This window comes from uncultured Veillonella sp. (genome assembly GCF_963524655.1).
GTDB lineage: Bacteria > Bacillota > Negativicutes > Veillonellales > Veillonellaceae > Veillonella.
In genome coordinates this window covers 1-18,707 of sequence record NZ_CAURHA010000006.1, presented here as the reverse complement: position 1 = coordinate 18,707, position 18,707 = coordinate 1, and the positions used below count along the sequence as shown (strand labels likewise).

Below are 18,707 nucleotides of genomic sequence, written 5' to 3'. Positions count from 1 at the left end.
TTAATAATGACAAAATATGTATTATCAGTAGATAAAAATAGACCAATAGAAATTGAAATTTTAAATAATACGAGTAGTGAATCTAAGGTAGTGCATGGTTGCTTAAAAAACTATAGTATAGATTATGATGTAAAATCTAGTTCTGTTATCTTACGATTTACATTACATGAAGATTTAACAACTTCTTACAGTGTTCGTTTAACAGAAGATGATTCAGTCGTAACAGATATGGATTTGACACCTCAAGAGGTATTCTTTAGAATTGTCAATTTCCTTGGTGAAGTGATATATAAAGCCAAATCTATTGGAAATACATTGGTAATGAAGTTAGATAATCAAACTTCTAAACTATTTGTGAAGGATTTAACTAAAATTGAAGATGAGTATCGTGTGTTTAAAGGTGAATTAGTATATTAAGAGAATTTTTTTAGCCACAAAATAATACATGAAATGACTAAAGAAGGTATCAACGTGTTTGTTGGTACCTTTTTTGATGTATATACTAAACCCTTAGGGTAGTCTAAAAAGTATAATAATTGTTATGATATATAAGTACAGTTTTAAACATCATTTGATAAATAGTTTTATATTAGTGGAGTAAATATGTCTAAATTAATAGTTTTATATAAGTATATATGTAAATGTTTAATGAAAATTAAGTCCTATTTCGAAGGTAATAATCAATTAGACTATTGGGATAAATTATATGATAAATATTATGAAGAGTATAAGTTCTTAAGTATAAAAGAGTTGAGAAGATTACAAAGTATTAAGTCTGTTGATTATAATGTAAATATGTCATATACCTGGGTGAATATATTTATAGGTGCTATATTAGCTACATTTGTATCTAATATCATTAATATGACTAATTTTATATCATCTGATATACCAATAAATTTAGATCAAGCAATAGTTGACTTTATAGGTTGTGTAGTGATAGGCATAGTTATATTAGCTCCATTAGTTGGATATTTTTATTTTTCAATTAAAAGAATATCTACTCTAAAAACACGTATATTCTATTTCTTATTCATGGCAGTTTTTATAATAGCACAGTTTGCAAAAAAGCCATCATTAGAAGTATTTGTTAATAACGCTATTGTCGTTTTATTATTTTTGAATATATTTATGGTAATAGTGGCTTTTTTAGATAAACGAAAACAAAGGCTAGGGATTGAATGTGCTGTTATTAAGGATCTACTTTTAAAGCGGGAAGAAAATAACAAAAAATAGGACATAGTAAATTACACCTTTAATATTAGTCATAATTTTGAAGGTGTTTTTATTATTATGAAAACTAAATGAAAGTTTATAGCTATGTTAATCACTATTTATATTTATATGTTAAACTGTGTGTAATTAACTAAATGCCATGATGGTCTTATGTAGATGTGTATATAAAAGATATCATGAGATTAAATGTAAGTGTAGTGAGGTAGTATTATGAAAAAACAATTTGCCGCAGTTTTTGCTGCAACTGCTGTATTGGGAGTAACAACAGCATTTGCTAATAATCCATTTTCTGATGTGAGTTCTGATTCTTGGGCATACCAAGCTGTATCCCAATTGGCTGAAGCTGGTATTGTGAATGGTTATCCGGATGGAACTTTCAAAGGTCAAAATAACATTACTCGTTACGAAATGGCTCAAATGATTGCAAAAGCTATGGCGAACCAAGATCGAGCTAATGCAGAGCAACAAGCATTACTTAATCGTTTAGCTGATGAATTTTCTAATGAATTAAATACATTAGGTGTACGTGTAGCTCGTTTAGAAGATCGTGTAGGCAATGTAAAAGTAACTGGTGATGTACGTCTTCGTTACCTTGGTTCTCAAGAAAAAGATGGTAAATTTGTAAACGATGGTACTAATCTTCGTGGTTTTGAATATAGTAAACGTAAGACTTTTGATACACGTGCTCGTGTACAATTCAATGCAAAGGTAAATGATCGTACAGAGGCAGTAGTTCGTATGACTACTGGTAATATCGAATTAGGGGACGCTTATATTGCTACGGGACCAGCTGCATCTCAAGCTTATGAGCCAACAAAAGTTAAAATTGACCGTGCCTATGTAAATCATCAATTTGGTCAACGTGTATCAGCTAAATTAGGTCGCTTTAATCAAATGATTGGTAACGGTTTAATTTATGATGATACATTTGATGGTGCGCAATTTACGGCAGGTAATGATAAAGTTCAATTCCAAGCTGCTTATGGCTATGGCGTTGAAGGTGGTTTTGCTATGGATATGTATGGTGAACATACAATTGATAGACAAGAAAACTTTACTATTGCTTATGCTGGTTTGAAAGGTGAATTGAACAAACATGTAAATCTTGGTGGTTTCTATGCTAGACTTAACAAGCAAAGAACATCTAATGAAGATGTTAGAAATATGTATGGATTTAGCACAGATTTAAACTTTGATAAAGTTTGGGTTGGCGGTGAATGGGTAAAAGCTTCTGGTGTTTCTCATGGTTCTGCCTGGTCTGCAGGTCTAGGTTATGGTAATTATAGTATTGCTAAACGAGGTACTTGGGATGTGAAAGCTCAATACTTCTCCTTTGGTGATAATATTGCTATGGAGTCCTCTAGATGGCAAGTTCCATACGATGCAACTAATCGTTACTATGATCCTAACTTTGGTGGTGGTACATTTGTTACTACATACCGTGGCTTCAAAGGTTGGTTGGCAACAGCTAACTATGCATTACAAAAGAACGTAGGCTTAACTGCATACTACGGCTTTAACAACAAAACAAACAAGGCTACTGGCGATAACGAAAAACTTTCCAACTACTACCGCCTAGACCTTAACTACCAATTCTAATCTGATGATTGGTATCGTTCATAACTAAAACAATCCCCTTGATAAGTATCTTGGTACCTATCAAGGGGATTTTAAATTAGAACAGGCGTGTACTAATTTTTAAGACGAGTCTGATATGGTCTCTCTAGAATTAGAACCGGCCTGTTCTAATTTTTAGGAGGTGTATCAAGGGGCGTATCCAATACTATAGGTGTGCACTAATTTTCAGAAGAGATATCAAGAGGTCGAGCTATTACTTCTAGAATTAATATATCTCCTCGTGATATATTACATATAAGTAGTATTCTTACGTTTATATGTATAAGGAGACACTCTATGTTTAGCTTTCAAAGTGAGTTATTATTACGTTTACAGAAACAATTTGTATCTGAACATGAGACTGAATTCAAACCTATTGAGGATTTGATAGAAGCATTTATGACTCAATATAATCGTGGTGATTTTAATGATACGACAGAAATGAAATTGCGTGATTTATACAAGGCTGCGGAAGAGGCTAATACGACTGAGGAATCAAAGAAATTGTACAATAAGATTCTTGCATTATGTCCTGACGAAGTAGATGCTAAACGGGAACTCATAGCGCTTGAGTTACATCCAAGCTTTCAACTTTATCAGCTGAAACAGCTAGTAGAATCCTTGAAAAAACCTAAGAAAATGGATTGGCATATAATCGAGGCTCGTCCTTATATGCGATGCCTCATCGACATGGGGATGATATATCTAGAATACAGTATGTATAATGATGCAATTGCATGCTTTACTCCTGTCTTTCACGGGGACAAGCAAGATCATTCGGGATTCCTTGTGTATATGATGGTTGCTTGCTGTGGCGCGGCCAATTGGGATCGTGGCCGCAAGGTATATCAACGCTATCTTGCATGTTGCGATGATATACAAAATGCATTTAATCAGGCGCCGGATATCATGTTGCCGATGCATATGCTGTATATTTTATTGGCTTTGCAGTGTGGTGAAAGCAAGGTTGCCCATGATGTCTTAGCAGATCTTGTTGACGAATATGAAGATATTGATTGGTTATTACAAGATGCAACGCGGTGGAACGATTTTGTAGAAGACCATTTAGAGACTATTATGTATATGGTAGACCAAGTGATTGATATCGATTTTGATCCACGGGAATTAATAAGCTTATATACTGCTATCTCATTTTTACCGACTCAATTGGTGAATTTTGAAAGCCCATTATGGCAAGTGCTATATGATGCGTATGAACGTGTTACCGGTCGAACTGTTGTGAATCGGTACTCTAATGATAGTTATATGGGAAAATGCGAGACAGCTCATATGAGTCCCCTAGAGGTTGCTAAAGGTGAGGCTGTGCGAGGAAATCCAGTATATGACAATATACGGTTTGGTGCACAAATTACACTTTCACAAGCCGGGCTATACACAGTAGATGATTTCAAAACAGTTACTAAACAAGAAGTATTGATGCTACCAGGCATTGGTAAAAAAACGGTGGAACAACTAGAGCATAATGGTGTCACATTTAAAGCGTAAAATGTGCGTTAAGCAATAAGCATCTATAAATACAGATATATGAATTAAAGGAAAATAAGAGTCTTGATGATAAAGACACATTTATAACTAAATTAAGTGGTTTTAAAGGTTACTTAGTAACTGCAAACCAACTAAAACAATCCCCTTGATGAGTATCTCGGTACCTATCAAGGGGATTTTAAATTAGAACAGGCGTGTACTAATTTTATTTCTCTCATATTTACAAATAACAAATTGTAAATTATAATTTAAGACAATTTATAGTTTGTTTACATTGTGAGAGTGAGAGGACTATTATGAGACATGTAAGTAAAGCAAAGCTATCGTTAGCTGTGGCACTGGCGATTGCTGGATCTATAATGCCTAATATGATGGTAGATGCGGCTTATACCGCTCCGTATACTGATAATACAGACTTCGTAGCTAACAGTGATGATATGATACGTGTATTCCCAGAATACGATAAAAATATATCTTCTATAGTAGCGAACGGTGGTATGGTTATTATTGAAGACGGGTATTCTAATATTGGCTATGGTCATAATGCATTTGCTACCAGTAAAAATGGTGGAGACATTAAATTGAAAAAAGGTGTATATAATTCTGGTAGAGTGAATACACCTGTTGCCCTTGCTCAAGGTGGCACAATTAATATAGGCGTCCATGATCATCACGGCGAATTTACGGGTGATAAAATATTCGTTGAAGGCGATGTTATAGTTAAACATGATCCAATTCATAGCTCAACCATTAATATCGGTATAGATGGCGAGGAATCCAATTGGTCTGGGCTAGCTTTCAATTTAGCTGATGAAAATGACAGAAAATATGATCATATCAATGTGTTCCTTGGTGAAAGAGGGAATTGGGAGCTATTATATCAAGGTGGCCTTGATGGTACTAACCTTGATAGTAGTACTATGCCTAGCCGTGTACATCGACTCGTTGGCTCTACGAATCGTAACTTTCAAAATATGGTAGAGCAAAATGAGCATAATAAACTCTATATTGATAAGCTCGAAGGACATGTGAATTATATTTATGATCCTAATGATGAATATGCAGATACCGAGGATCCAGAATATACACCGCCAACCACAACATATAATGGGTTAACGGCTGATTCCTTCTGGGGTGGCGACATTCATATCACAAGTGCAGCCCCTAATTCTGGCGCTCATCTATACACCAGCCGCAAGGGATTGGACTTGTCTACTGAGGATAATGTAAACAAGGTTTTGGATAATCTTGCACACAAGGTGTACTACCATGATTATGTGACTGGTGAAGGAAACCTTGAAGGCACAGTAGCCATTGCTTCTGAAGGTGCTGAATCTGGACGTTTTAAGGTAGTAACATCTGGTTATGCTAAAGAAGGTGCTATTACATGGCAAGCCGACCAAAATGGTCAAGGTAAATACGTGTATGGCAATACAACAGTAACGCCAGCACCACAACCGGCACCGCAACCAATGCCAACACCGGCGCCACAACCAGCACCAACGCCGACCCCAACACCACAACCAACGCCGGCACCAACACCGGCGCCAACACCGCAACCAGCACCAACGCCGGATCCAGCACCGCAACCAACTCCGGCGCCAACACCACAACCTGCACCAACGCCGCAACCGGTACCAACCCCACAACCTGCTCAAACAACGGCATATGATACTCCTCATATGCGTGGCGCTCGTTCCGCAATTATGAGTAATATCAACGGCTGGCGCACATTAACAAATATGTATCGCCCTCGTGCATTGCAACAAGGCGCAACAACAGGTGTTTGGGCCCATATCGGTGGCGGTCAATACAGTTATGATGCACAAGGTATTGATACTGACACAACCTATACACGCATTCAAGGTGGTTACGACGCTAAAACTGGTACCGGCTGGACCGTAGGCGGTCAAGTATCTTATCTTCGTGGCCATGATGATTATGTGTTCAATGGCTCTGGCAAAGAAAAGGTCTTTGCAGTTGGCGCCTATGGTTTGAAAGACCTCGGCCGAGATCAATACATTCAACTTGAATCCCAAGTTGGTCGCGTAACGAATACTTTCACAACTCGTAATGAAATTGGTGAAAGCCTATCTGGCGAAACGAAGGCTAATGCATATACTATCGGCGCTCGCTATGGTAAAACTGTGAAATTACAAAATGGTGTATACATCGAGCCACAAGCGCAATTGAGCTATACTCGATTTGGTGGAGATAGCTTTAATGCAGGAGCGATACATGTAGACCAAGCTGGCGTAAGCAGCACTGCTGGCGGTCTTGGCCTTGAAATTGGTAAGACCTTTGGCGCCGGTAGTATCTATACTCGTGTAGGTGTTAATCATGCCTTCTCCGGCTCGGTGAAAACTACATACACAAGTGGTTCCACTGTAAAATCTACAGAACAAGACCTTAAAGGTACATGGACTGACCTTGCATTCGGTGGCCGCTATGGCATCAATGCTAACAACAGCCTTTATGCTGATATTAGCACAGGTTTATCTGGCGACTATAAACCAGGCTGGTCTGTAAACGCTGGATTTACACATAAGTTCTAAACTAAGTTTACCTAAAATAATCTGAAAATATAGTCTATATATAAAATAACCCCAGAGCACTAATAGCGGTGTATATTAGCTGTTAGTACTCTGGGGCTTTTATGAATATGGTCTCTCCGGAATTAGAACAGGCGTGTTCTAATTTTTAGGAGCAGTATTAAGCGGTGTCTCGATTAGCTGAGGCAGGCATCGTAAATGGCTACCCAGATGGGCCTTTCAAAGGGCAAAACGAAATTACTCGTTTTGAAATGGCGCAAATGATTGCAAAAGCTATGGCGAACCAAGATCGTGCAAATGCAGAGCAACAAACTATGATTAATCGCTTAGCTGATGAATTCTCTAATGAATTGAACAATTTGGGTGTTCGTGTGGCTCGATTAGAAGACCGCGTAGGTAATGTGAAGGTAACTGGCGATGTACGTCTTCGTTATCTTGGATCCCAAGAAAAGATGGTAAATTCGTAAATGATGGCACGAATATGCGTGGTCTAGATTATAGTAAAGGTTCCCAATTCGATGTGCGTGCTCGCTTGCAATTCAATGCAAGGGTTAATAATCGTACCGACGTTGTAATCCGTACTACAACAGGAAATATGGAAATAGGTGATTCTTTCCAAACATCCTCTTTTGGTTCATCCCTTCGCGATAGACCAACAAATATCCATTTCGACCGTGCTTATGTAAATCATAAATTTGGTGAACGCGTATCTGTGAAAGCAGGTCGTTTCAATCAAATGATTGGTAATGGCTTGATTTATGACGATGGCTTTGACGGTGTTCAATTCAACGCAGGCAATCATAAGCTTAATTTCCAAGCAGCATATGGTTATGGTATTGAGGGCGGTTTTGCTACTGATATTTATGGTCAAAACACCATTGATAAAAATGGAAACTTTACCATGGTCTATACAGGTTTAAAAGGTCAACTTAATGACCATGTAAACCTCGGTGGTTTCTATACACGTGTAAATAAACGCGTAAATGGGGAAGCTAAAAATATGTACGGTTTCAGCTCTGACTTGAACTTTGATAAAGTTTGGGTTGGTGGCGAATGGGTGAAAGCAGCTAGTATTTCTAATGGTACAGCTTGGTCTGCTGACCTTGGCTATGGGGATTATAAAATCTCCAAATGCGGTACATGGGATGTAAAAACGCAATACTTCAACTTTAGCGATAACATTGCCCTTCAATCCTCTCGTTGGGAAGTACCATATGATGCGACAAACCGTTATTATGATCCTAACTTCCATGGTGGTCCAGCTTATGTTACTAGCTACCGTGGTTACAGAGGTTGGTTGGCAACGGCTCACTATGCATTGCTTTGTTAATTATCTAAAAAGATAATATGAATAAATATAATACCATCAAATATGATATTATATTTCTACTTATAGTAATATAGTTGAAATGAGAGGTATCTATGAATTTAAAGAGTATAAGTAAATCTATAGTTAGTAATTTTAGTAGAAATATTAAGTGTATCTAAAGTGACTGGCAGAATTTACGTGTTTCTGTCAGTGAAGGAACTTATATATCTAAATATTGGGATAAGTTTTATAAAAAACGTTATAATGTATATTCAAAATTAGATACAGATAGATTATTATACTTATTAAGTCATAAATCAGTTGAGTATAATGCAGGATTATCTTATTCATGGATAGGGATTCTTTTAGCAGGGGTTTTAGGAGCTCTTTTATCTAATATAGATAAGATTGTTAAATTTCTTACTTCAGATAATTTATCATCATATGATGTGGCTATACTAACACCGTTAGTGATTTTTCTAATCAGTTTAGACTTTGCCGTTCCATTATTAGGTTGGCTTTCATTAACATACTTGGGGTTAGGTACTAATAAAGCTTGGTATTTTTATGTTCTATTTTTTGTGATGATGATTTTCTTAGCAATATATAACTTTTTAATTAATGTGATATGGACGATACCGTTAATTATTATTATATTAAGCGCCCTTAATATATATGGTGTAATTGTTTCTGTTTTAGATTGTTTTAAACCGCGAATAGCTTTTGCGTATATAGTTATCAAAGATATACTTTTAGAAAGAGGCGTATCATGTAATAAATAATTATAATTAAAAAGAGATTATAATTTGCACTTAAATTGTAATAATCAACAACGGTATTTTGTAGAGTTACATATTAATATAAAGATAGATTAAGACTTTGGGATTCTTAATACTGAAAGTAGTTAATCATGTATGGTACAGAAGGTACCATTTTAATGCGGATTTCACCGTTTTTTGGTATAATAAACAAGTATTCCAACGATAAAACGGAGGTAATTCTAATGCGTAAATTCTTATATATGTTAGCGGCTCTACTCGTGTTAATCGGTATTAATACATATGATGTAGAAGCTCGCACAGATGTGTATGCTACTACTTATAACGGTAACAGTTGGTATGTGGACCAAGACTCTGTGAAGAGAGTAGGGGATGTACTCAACTTTACGGTGTATACAACATCTGGCCTTAGCTATAAGGTAACATCTAGCGATAGTAACTATTACAATGCAGATGTATTCTACTATAACAATAAACTCGTTTCAGACAATGGCCAATCCGTCTGGAAATCTCCAGGTATGATGGCCGCTATGCGTGTGGCACGTAAGTAAAGGGTAAATAAAAAGGCAGCAATTTTATTGCTGCCTTTTGGTCTGTATAAGTGTACTATGGTATTGTTTATCTGTATTTGACGATATATGATATAAACCCTATAATATAAACAGATAGCCAAGCGAGTGGTTCCGTCGGGCTCATCTCACAGTTACAAAAAATTGATGAAATGGCCTTTCAGTTACCTAATTATCCAAGGATAACGAAGGGCTATTTGTCTTTTCCAAGACAAATAAGCGCCACAAGTGCACCAAAGGCAATGACAACTGTCATTGCTTCTAGAATTATCATGATCAACTCATAATCACTCATAGACAACCCTCCCTTCATTAACGAAGAGAGGCCCAACCTCGCCGGCTATCCTAAGTCTATTATATGGCGAACATATAAGCGAATCAATAAGAATCTATTTATAGAAATATACAAAAATATATATACGTATACGTTAGCAGTAACTATAGTTACTGCTTTTTTTACTTGTGGTAATTTTATAGTTATGTGGCAAATTTATCTCATATTTACAATGATTTGAATATAAATTATAATTAAATTATTTAAATATAGTTTATAGTATGTGAATGAGAGAGGGCTTTTATGAAACGCATGTACAAAAAGAACTTATCTTTAGCGATTGCGCTGACAATTGCCAGTTCTGTTGCGCCTTATGCAATGGCAGAATATCCTGTTTTTAGTTTGACTAAGGGTGAAACTGTAGATTTAGGAACACCGCAAGGTATAATGTATGGGCTTGATGCAGATAACTTGAGTACCATTAATGCAGATTACGTAACAGGTAGATTAATCGATGAACGTAATACTATTATTTCTAGTCAAAATGGCAGTACTGTGAATATCAAGAATGGTGATCTTCAAGTTGGTCGTAGTAGTAATCCAGTTGTTATTTCTAAAGGTGGTACTGTAAATCTTGGTGTAGATGGTAATACAGGTGATTTTACTGGGCATAATATGTCTATTGAAGGTGATGTCCGTATTGATGGCAACCCTAATTACGCATCTGTAATTAATATCGGGTTAGATAGTGATGAAGTATTTTGGACTGGCTTTGCTATTAACTTAGCAGATAAAAATTCAAAACAAGCAAACCATATTAATGTATACCTTGGTCAACGTGGGTATTGGGATCATCTCTACGAAGGCGGTTTAAATGGCACTAGCTACAGCTCAATGACAACACCAAGCCATGTACATCGATTAGTAGGATCTAAAAATCGCAGTTTTGAAAATGCTGTAGTGCAAAATGAGCACAATGAAATCCACATTGATAAGTTAGTTGGTCATGTAAACTTCTTTTACGATATTAATGGTGAGTACGACGATACAGAAGATCCAGAATACACACCACCAACGAAAATCTATAATGGTTTGACTTCAGAATCCTTCTGGGGTGGAGATATTCATATTACAAGTGCAGAGTCTAATGCAGCTGCTCATTTGTATACGTCTCAAAAAGGTCTTGATGTATCTAGTGAGGATAATGTAAATAAAATTTTAGATAACTTGGCTCATAAGGTGTATTATCATAATTATGTAAATGGTGAAAGAAATCTTCAAGGTACAGTAGGTATTGCTTCTAATGGTGCCGAGTCTGCACGTTTTAAAGTATTGACTGAAGGTTATGCTAAAGAAGGTGAAATTACATGGCAAGCAGATAAAGATGGCCAAGGTAAATACGTGTATGGTGAAAATAAACCAGCGCCAAAACCTCAACCTAAGCCAACTCCTAAGCCAGAGGTAAAACCAGAACCAGCTCCTGCTCCAAAACCTGAGGTTAAACCGGTTCCAGCTCCAACGCCTAAGCCTGAAGTAAAACCAACACCTCAACCAACTCCGAAACCTGAGGTTAAACCGGCTCCGGCTCCAACACCTAAGCCTGAAAACAACGGTCATATTCATGTTGTATTAGGTGATTTTGATACGCCTCATATGCGCGGTACTCGTTCTGCTATCATGAGCAATATCAACGGTTGGAGAACATTAACAGATAATATGTATCGTCCACGCGTATTGCAACAAGGCGAACCAACAGGTATCTGGGCTCGCGTTGGGGGTGGTAAATACAGCTTCAATGCAAAAGGTATCGATACAGATACAACGTATACACGCATTCAAGGTGGTTACGATGCTAAAACTAGCAGCGGTTGGACTGTAGGTGGTCAAGTTTCTTACCTTCGTGGCAACGATGACTATGTATTCAATGGCTCCGGTAAAGAAAAATCCTTTGCTGTTGGTGCGTATGGCTTGAAAGATCTTGGCAACGATCAATACATCCACATCGAGTCTCAAGTAGGTCGTGTATCTAATGACTTTACGGCTCGCAATGAGATTGGTGAAAGACTTTCTGGTGAAACTAAAGCGAATGCTTACACAATTGGTGTACGCTATGGTAAAACTGTGAAGCTTTCAAATGGTACATACATTGAACCACAAGCACAATTGAGCTACACTCACTTTGGTGGCGATAGCTTCAATGCTGGCAGCATGCATGTAGAACAATCTGGTGTGAGCAGCACAGCAGGTGGTCTTGGTCTTGAAATCGGCAAAAACTTCGGTGCAGGTAATATCTATACTCGTGTTGGTGTGAACCATGCCTTCTCTGGTACAGTGAAAACTGCGTATATAAGTGGTGCTACTACTAAATACACATCCGAAGACATTAAAGGTACTTGGACAGATTTAGCATTCGGTGGCCGTTATGGCTTCAATGCAAATAACAGCATCTTTGCTGATCTTAGCACAGGTCTATCTGGCGACTATAAAGCCGGTTGGTCTGTAAATGCAGGATTTACACATAAATTCTAAGGGTAGATTTATTAAATAATCCTTTGTACAATCGTTAACATAAATAAAGCCGCCTAATAGTAGAGTCATAACTTTATTATTAGGCGGCTTTTATAGTATCTGTTATAGAATTAACTATATAGAACTTATGTATTTATCTTCTAAATTTAAGATAAATTATATAGACGAAATACGATGTATCGAGTATACTAATGAAACTGTAAGCTACCAGAATTATTATTGATGGATGCTTACTATATCAATAAATTTACCATGCTTAGTATGGGGCTCTATGAGTATAACAGTTCCTAAATAGATAATATCTAGTGTATGATAACTGAAGTAGCTCTGGGGAGGGCGCTTCAAGAGAGGAGAACTTATGAAATTAGTAAAATTATTATCTGTTATGGCAATTGCCAGCGTATGTTTTTGTAGTCAAGCTAATGCAGCTCAAGATCCACTAATGATGCCTGAACAAGTATCTGCTCCTATGACTATGAGCGAACGAGAGGTTTCTCTTGCCGTTCCTAGCGAAGAGGTAAAAGCAGTTGTCTCTGAATTCGCAGCGTTCCAATTGGGTATGCGCAATGCATTGATCAAAGATGACAACCGTGTAATGTCTGGTCAACAACGTTATGCTAACAATGCTTTGTACTACATGAATGTTCGCCGTAGCTGGTACACCACAAGCCATCGGTATAAAAAAGATAGCTATGCTCGTGTAGCATTAGATCGCTTGTACTTGGATTACAAAGAATTCTTTACGAATAATACGACTGTATCCGAAATGAACCAAGCTGAATACGAACGCCAAATCTTAGCTATTCTTGAAAAGAATACTGAAAACATGAACAATAATGAATTGCGTTTCTACATGAACGAAATGGTAATACACAGCTTGCAACAAGCTATGCGTGACAACAATAACCGTGTTAAACGCATTCGCTAATGAGTATATAACTGAATATATATACAAAAGAGGTAATGATGACGGTCGTTGCCTCTTTTGATTTTAGGGCATTTTTTATTTATAATAATGTGATGAAAATCACATAATACTGATGTTAATAGGTCTATACTATACCCATGACCGTATAGCAGTTTATATATAGACAACCCTTACGTACTATACATAAATTTACACACAGGTATCCAGATATATGCAATTACTCCTAGTTACAAAGCAATTACAATTTCTACTGGATACTATATTCTCTCTTTTAGCTATATGGTCGTTGTTAAACAAATTGGGGCTGTAACAGAATGTGGTTTTACAATATTCTAGTTGCAGCCCCTTTACAATATAAGAAATATCAAGAAAATTAGGTTTGTAATACCCTAAGTTTTCTTGATAATTTTTGTTTTTAGGCGCACCAGTTCCTCTATGTAAATCGTTTAAACCTTAGATCTTGTTTTGTTACAGCTCCTTATTTATATATTTTTATATTCTATTTTTATAATTCAACTATTAATATTTTAAATAATTTTAAATAAAATTTACAAAATTCATTTACAATTCACAAAAAATAGTGTAATATTTTAAAAGTGTTGGACATAAGTTCTTAATAAGGCAAGTATATATCTATCTTTTCTGTCTATTTAAGATAATAAATAAACCTACTGATATATATTCTTTTATGAAGGAACTTTCACAAATGTGATTGTATTTATAGTTGAGGTGTAAGAGGATGAGAGCAAGAAATAAATTTTTATTATCTGCTGTTATGATGACTTTATTGTCATCTACGATGGCTATGCCTAGTACATGGGCTGCAGCAGGTCTTAATTCTGAGGGACGCGTTTTTGCAACTACTGCAAATAGTAAATTTGAAAGCACTGGGAATGTGACTGCGAATGGTGTGGTAGCATCTAATGGTGGCCAAGTTATCATTGGCTCCTTGGATACTCCTGATACATCTCAATTGCCTAAACGCTATCGTCAACCAGCTTTCATTACAGGCATGCTAGATAATAGTTCCATCCAAGTAGATGGCGGTGTTATGGATGTGACTACTGCGCCATGGAAGTCTCCATATCCAGTAGCGTTTGCGTATAATAGTAAAATCAACATTGGCATTGATGATGAGGGTACTGTAAAACATAAAGTGTTGAACATGCAAGGTGATGTGCTCGTAACCGATAAAACAATGCCTCCATATCAAGAACAGCAACCATCTGTTGTCAATATCGGTCTAGGTCGTGCTCATAATAGCCCTAACCAATTCTCTGGTAAAGCAGTGAATACTTTAGAAGATAAAGGTGGCGAGATTAACATGACCTTTGATGGAGGCATGTGGAGCCACGATAGTATGGGTGGCTTAGAGCCGTTCATGATCGATGGTAAAAAGGCTCGTAGTAGTATCAATACACTCACAGGCACTCGTACTCGCGAAGGTTTCAGCCGTATTTCTCAAGATTCTCTCAGCGATATCCATGTGAATAAGTTGGACGGCCATATCAATGTTATTTATGATATGAGTGCAAGTACTGGACTAAACTTCGGTAAACCAGCTTCTCAAAAAAATGGTCTTGATGCGGCTGACATCGAGGGCGGTAACTTCATCGTGAAATCTGCTGCAGCTGGCTCTGGCGTGCATGGTTATGTAACAGGTGATAACCTTGATACATCTTCTGAAAGCAATGTAAACAAGATTTTAGATAATTTGGCACATAAATTTTATTATGAAAATTATGTAAAAGGTGAAAGAAACCTTTCTGGTACTGTATCCATCGCTTCTAAAGGCATCGTGTCTAGCTACAAAAAAGCGTTGACTACAGATAAAAAAGAAGGGGATATTACATGGAAAGACGGTAATGGTCAAGGCTCCTATGTGGTGCCAGAACCAAAACCTACACCAACTCCAGATCTAAAACCAGTTACACCAGTAACTCCAGATCCTAAGCCTGTTACACCTGTAACTCCAGATCCTAAGCCGGTTACGCCAGTAACTCCAGATCCAAAACCAGTTACACCAGTAACTCCAGACCCTAAACCAGTTACACCTGTAACTCCAGATCCTAAGCCTGTTACACCTGTAACTCCAGATCCAAAACCAGTTACACCAGCAACTCCGGATCCAAAACTAGTTACACCAGTAACTCCTAACCCTGTTGTTCGTGGTGCGTACGATACACCTCATATGCGTGGTATTCGTTCTGCTGTAGTAGGTAATATCAATGCTTGGCGTACAGTAGCTGACGATATGTATCGTCCTCGCGTATTGCAACAAGGCGAACCAACTGGTATTTGGACTCGCATCGGTGGCGGTAAATACAGCTACTCTGGCAGCGGTATTGATACAGCTACAGATTACACACGCATCCAAGGCGGTTATGATGCTAAAATCAGCCGTGGTTGGACTGTAGGTGGTCAAGTATCCTACCTACGCGGTTCTGAAGACTATGTATTCGATGGTTCTGGTAAGGTTAAATCCTTCTCCGTTGGTGCCTATGGTTTGAAAGACCTTGGTAAGGATCAATATGTACATGTAGAAACGCAAGTAGGTCGTGTATCTAATGACTTCACAGCGCGTAATGAAATTGGTGAATCCATGTCTGGCGATGCAAAGTCTAATGCATACAGCATCGGTGTTCGCTACGGTAAAACATTGAAATACGCTAATGGTTTCTATGTAGAACCACAAGCACAATTGAACTTCACACACTTCGGTGGCCGTAACTTCAACGTAGATAATGTATCTGTTAACCAATCTGGTGTGAACAGCACTTCTGGTAAGCTTGGTCTTGAATTGGGTAAACAATTCGGCAATGGCAATATTTATACACGATTTGCTGCAGGTCATGCTTTCACAGGCAATGTAAAAACTGCATTCGCTAGTGGCAGTGTTGTGAAATTAACAGAACAAGATCTTAAAGGCACTTGGACTGAACTTGCCTTCGGTGGTCGTTATGGATTCAATAGCAACAATAGCGTGTTTGCTGATGTTGCCACAGGTTTGTCTGGTGACCTCCAAGCAGACTGGGGCGTAAACGCTGGTTTCACGCACAAATTCTAATATATAGGCATTTATGCATAAGGTCATGAGACCTTGTGCATGGCTATCTATGGCCATATAGCTGTATGTCCGTATAGATATATATTTCCTTCACATATATTACCCCTTACATATATACAACGTATTTATCTATACATATACGTAGCATCCATATGCAACTTCCCCTTTTTATCATGCAATTACAATCCCTACGGATGCTATACTTCCCCCTGTATCACATAAGTATATGGCCTATCTTATTATGTTTAGACCTAGTCTAAATGTAATATACTAACCTTCTTAAATACAATGCAAAAGAGCCCTCTTATAGACGCTTGAAGTAATCCTATCGTTTTTGAATATAGGATATACCCATTATGTGTATCTATAAGAGGGCTCTTTTGTATTAATTTTAGTTTAAAGATAAACCTTTTTTTTGATTATCTTTGTGTTATAATTAGAAAAAGGAGGCAAATAATATGTTAATTGATTTTTCCGTTGCTGGCTTTGCATCGATACAAAAAAGACAAGAGTTAACATTTTGTGCTTTCAGCGGGCAAAGAATTAAAGGCACTAAATATGAAGATAATTATATATTGACAAGTGAATCACGCCCTGCTAAATCTACTATTATATTTGGTAATAATGCAGTCGGTAAAACTAATTTGTTGCATGCTATTGATTCTCTGATTCATATTATTAAAGAAGAAAAGATTTTTTCTAATAATCGATTATTTAATATATTGTCAAATAATATTCAATATAATATAACAGTAGAATCTAAACAAGAAAACTTATATCAATACTCTCTAGTTATTGATAAAAACCAGACCGTATTATCTGAAAAGTTAGAACAGAATAATAAAATTATATATAAATTTGAAGATAATATTTTATCAAGTGATGTCTTAGAGGATGCTGTTACAGAAATTTATTCTCGTAAATCAACTGCAACTATTCTTTCAAAGATAAAAGATTTTATTAGCGATATTTATATTGATTTTATAGATACTATAAATTCTATCAGTGTTATTACTGATCCTTTCATTAATCCTGATGTTAAACCATTTAATATAACTATTACTGAAGATCAGAGAATCTTAATTGAGGAGAATAAGGATTTAACATTAGAAATTCTAGCTCAATTGGATGGAACAATTTCTTCAATTGAATTAGAAAAAAGAACTATAGCAGAGGAAGAGTCTGTTTCATATGATGTTTATATTGTCCGTGATTTAGGGGAACAAGATCCAGTAAGACTCCCATTAGCTTATGAATCAAAAGGGATAAAGCGTATTATGGCAATACTCACATCGCTCCTTCGCGTTCACAATGGTAGAACGGTACTAATTGATGAACTAGATGCATCAATTAGTACTAAATCTCTTATTTTACTTTTTAATCATATAATCAACTCTAATTCCAATACTTGTGGTCAATTGGTTGTTACATCCCATAATTTAGAGCTTTTTAATATTAATTTATTTGCACCAGAACAAATTTATATCACTACGAAAGATCAAACATTGTCTACTATAGTTAATTCGTTAGCTGATTTTGATTTGAGAAGTAATAAAAAAAGGTTGGCTATCGACTATTTACAAGGAAAATTCGAGGTATAAAGTCATGCCAACAAAGCCTAAACGTATTAGAAGAAATCTTAAAACCAGCTTAAAGATTCAAGTTGTGTGTGAAGGCGATACTGAATATAGTTATCTATATAGTATCTTGAAAGGGTTATCTAATGTCAAAATTTATTCAATAAATGGTGGAGGATACGGTAAATTTAGTAACCATATAGAGAAAAATTCATCTTTATATAGTATATTCCTAGTAGTTGTAGATTTAGATAAAGCGCAAAATAGGGATAGTGAGTGTAAGTTACTAAATCGTTTAATTAAGGATCTAGACCTTTTAGATAGACGTAATTGTATATTTTTGAATGGTCCTGATATTGAGTATTGGATTGCCTGTTGTATAGGCAATCCTAATGACACTCTTACTGAATTGATTGAGTTAGGATATGTTAAAGGCAACACAGTTAATACTTTTTTAAATAACCAGCATGGTAGTATAGATATTGCTAAACAGCATGTTAATAGTACAAGGATTTATTACAGTAAGCCAAATGTTGATTGTAAATATGGTCTGTATAAAGAATTTTTAAATGAACGTCAGAGTACCTTAGGGAATTTACTACCCTATATAGAAGAATTAAATAGGTCATAGAAATATTTAGGTTAACTTATTGATTATAACGAAAGAATCCACTTACTATCTAAAAAAGAAGTAGTAAGTGGATTTTTTATATATTGATTTTATTTGGCTTATAGGACAATACGTGTGTGTAAAAACCCTTATA

Annotated in this window: 11 protein-coding genes and 1 pseudogene; all 12 read left to right on the top strand. The window is 36.3% G+C overall.

The window, feature by feature from the left end:
• Positions 1–6 precede the first annotated feature (6 nt).
• Positions 7–417, top strand: a complete 411-nt coding sequence (locus RYM16_RS02260) for a hypothetical protein (protein ID WP_314982020.1) — start codon at positions 7–9, stop codon at positions 415–417.
• Between the two features lie 186 nt (positions 418–603).
• Entirely contained in the window at positions 604–1,236 is a 633-nt protein-coding gene (locus RYM16_RS02255; protein WP_314982018.1) for a hypothetical protein, read from the top strand.
• A gap of 210 nt (positions 1,237–1,446) precedes the next feature.
• A complete protein-coding gene (locus tag RYM16_RS02250; protein WP_314982016.1) occupies positions 1,447–2,835 on the top strand; it encodes a putative porin in 1,389 nt (462 codons plus the stop codon).
• 315 nt (positions 2,836–3,150) lie between these two features.
• Complete coding sequence (locus RYM16_RS02245) at positions 3,151–4,359, top strand: helix-hairpin-helix domain-containing protein (RefSeq protein WP_314982014.1); 1,209 nt, start codon at positions 3,151–3,153, stop codon at positions 4,357–4,359.
• A gap of 296 nt (positions 4,360–4,655) precedes the next feature.
• Positions 4,656–6,914, top strand: coding sequence for an autotransporter outer membrane beta-barrel domain-containing protein (locus tag RYM16_RS02240; protein WP_314982012.1), 2,259 nt, complete (start codon positions 4,656–4,658; stop codon positions 6,912–6,914).
• Between the two features lie 161 nt (positions 6,915–7,075).
• Positions 7,076–8,232: pseudogene (locus RYM16_RS02235) on the top strand (putative porin); the annotation flags it as partial.
• Between the two features lie 991 nt (positions 8,233–9,223).
• Positions 9,224–9,550 (top strand): hypothetical protein, encoded by a 327-nt coding sequence (locus tag RYM16_RS02230; RefSeq protein ID WP_009351580.1) that lies wholly within the window; start codon positions 9,224–9,226, stop codon positions 9,548–9,550.
• A gap of 595 nt (positions 9,551–10,145) precedes the next feature.
• Positions 10,146–12,371, top strand: coding sequence for an autotransporter outer membrane beta-barrel domain-containing protein (locus RYM16_RS02225; protein WP_314982010.1), 2,226 nt, complete (start codon positions 10,146–10,148; stop codon positions 12,369–12,371).
• Between the two features lie 358 nt (positions 12,372–12,729).
• The gene (locus RYM16_RS02220; protein WP_314982008.1) at positions 12,730–13,299 is read left to right on the top strand and encodes a hypothetical protein; all 570 of its coding nucleotides are present in this window, start codon (positions 12,730–12,732) and stop codon (positions 13,297–13,299) included.
• Between the two features lie 739 nt (positions 13,300–14,038).
• On the top strand, positions 14,039–16,366 hold the full coding sequence (locus tag RYM16_RS02215) for an autotransporter domain-containing protein (RefSeq protein WP_314982006.1): 2,328 nt from the start codon (positions 14,039–14,041) through the stop codon (positions 16,364–16,366).
• Between the two features lie 458 nt (positions 16,367–16,824).
• The gene (locus tag RYM16_RS02210) at positions 16,825–17,967 is read left to right on the top strand and encodes an ATP-binding protein (protein WP_314982005.1); all 1,143 of its coding nucleotides are present in this window, start codon (positions 16,825–16,827) and stop codon (positions 17,965–17,967) included.
• A 4-nt stretch (positions 17,968–17,971) separates the two neighbouring features.
• Positions 17,972–18,574: a hypothetical protein gene (locus tag RYM16_RS02205; RefSeq protein ID WP_314982003.1), complete on the top strand. Its 603-nt coding sequence runs from the start codon at positions 17,972–17,974 to the stop codon at positions 18,572–18,574.
• Positions 18,575–18,707 lie beyond the last annotated feature (133 nt).

Bases quoted from the DNA above. Each gene is read 5' to 3' on its own strand.
- RYM16_RS02260 (WP_314982020.1), top strand. From the start codon at position 7: ATGACAAAATATGTATTATCAGTAGATAAAAATAGACCAATAGAAATT.
- RYM16_RS02255 (WP_314982018.1), top strand. From the start codon at position 604: ATGTCTAAATTAATAGTTTTATATAAGTATATATGTAAATGTTTAATG.
- RYM16_RS02250 (WP_314982016.1), top strand. From the start codon at position 1,447: ATGAAAAAACAATTTGCCGCAGTTTTTGCTGCAACTGCTGTATTGGGA.
- RYM16_RS02245 (WP_314982014.1), top strand. From the start codon at position 3,151: ATGTTTAGCTTTCAAAGTGAGTTATTATTACGTTTACAGAAACAATTT.
- RYM16_RS02240 (WP_314982012.1), top strand. From the start codon at position 4,656: ATGAGACATGTAAGTAAAGCAAAGCTATCGTTAGCTGTGGCACTGGCG.
- RYM16_RS02230 (WP_009351580.1), top strand. From the start codon at position 9,224: ATGCGTAAATTCTTATATATGTTAGCGGCTCTACTCGTGTTAATCGGT.
- RYM16_RS02225 (WP_314982010.1), top strand. From the start codon at position 10,146: ATGAAACGCATGTACAAAAAGAACTTATCTTTAGCGATTGCGCTGACA.
- RYM16_RS02220 (WP_314982008.1), top strand. From the start codon at position 12,730: ATGAAATTAGTAAAATTATTATCTGTTATGGCAATTGCCAGCGTATGT.
- RYM16_RS02215 (WP_314982006.1), top strand. From the start codon at position 14,039: ATGAGAGCAAGAAATAAATTTTTATTATCTGCTGTTATGATGACTTTA.
- RYM16_RS02210 (WP_314982005.1), top strand. From the start codon at position 16,825: ATGTTAATTGATTTTTCCGTTGCTGGCTTTGCATCGATACAAAAAAGA.
- RYM16_RS02205 (WP_314982003.1), top strand. From the start codon at position 17,972: ATGCCAACAAAGCCTAAACGTATTAGAAGAAATCTTAAAACCAGCTTA.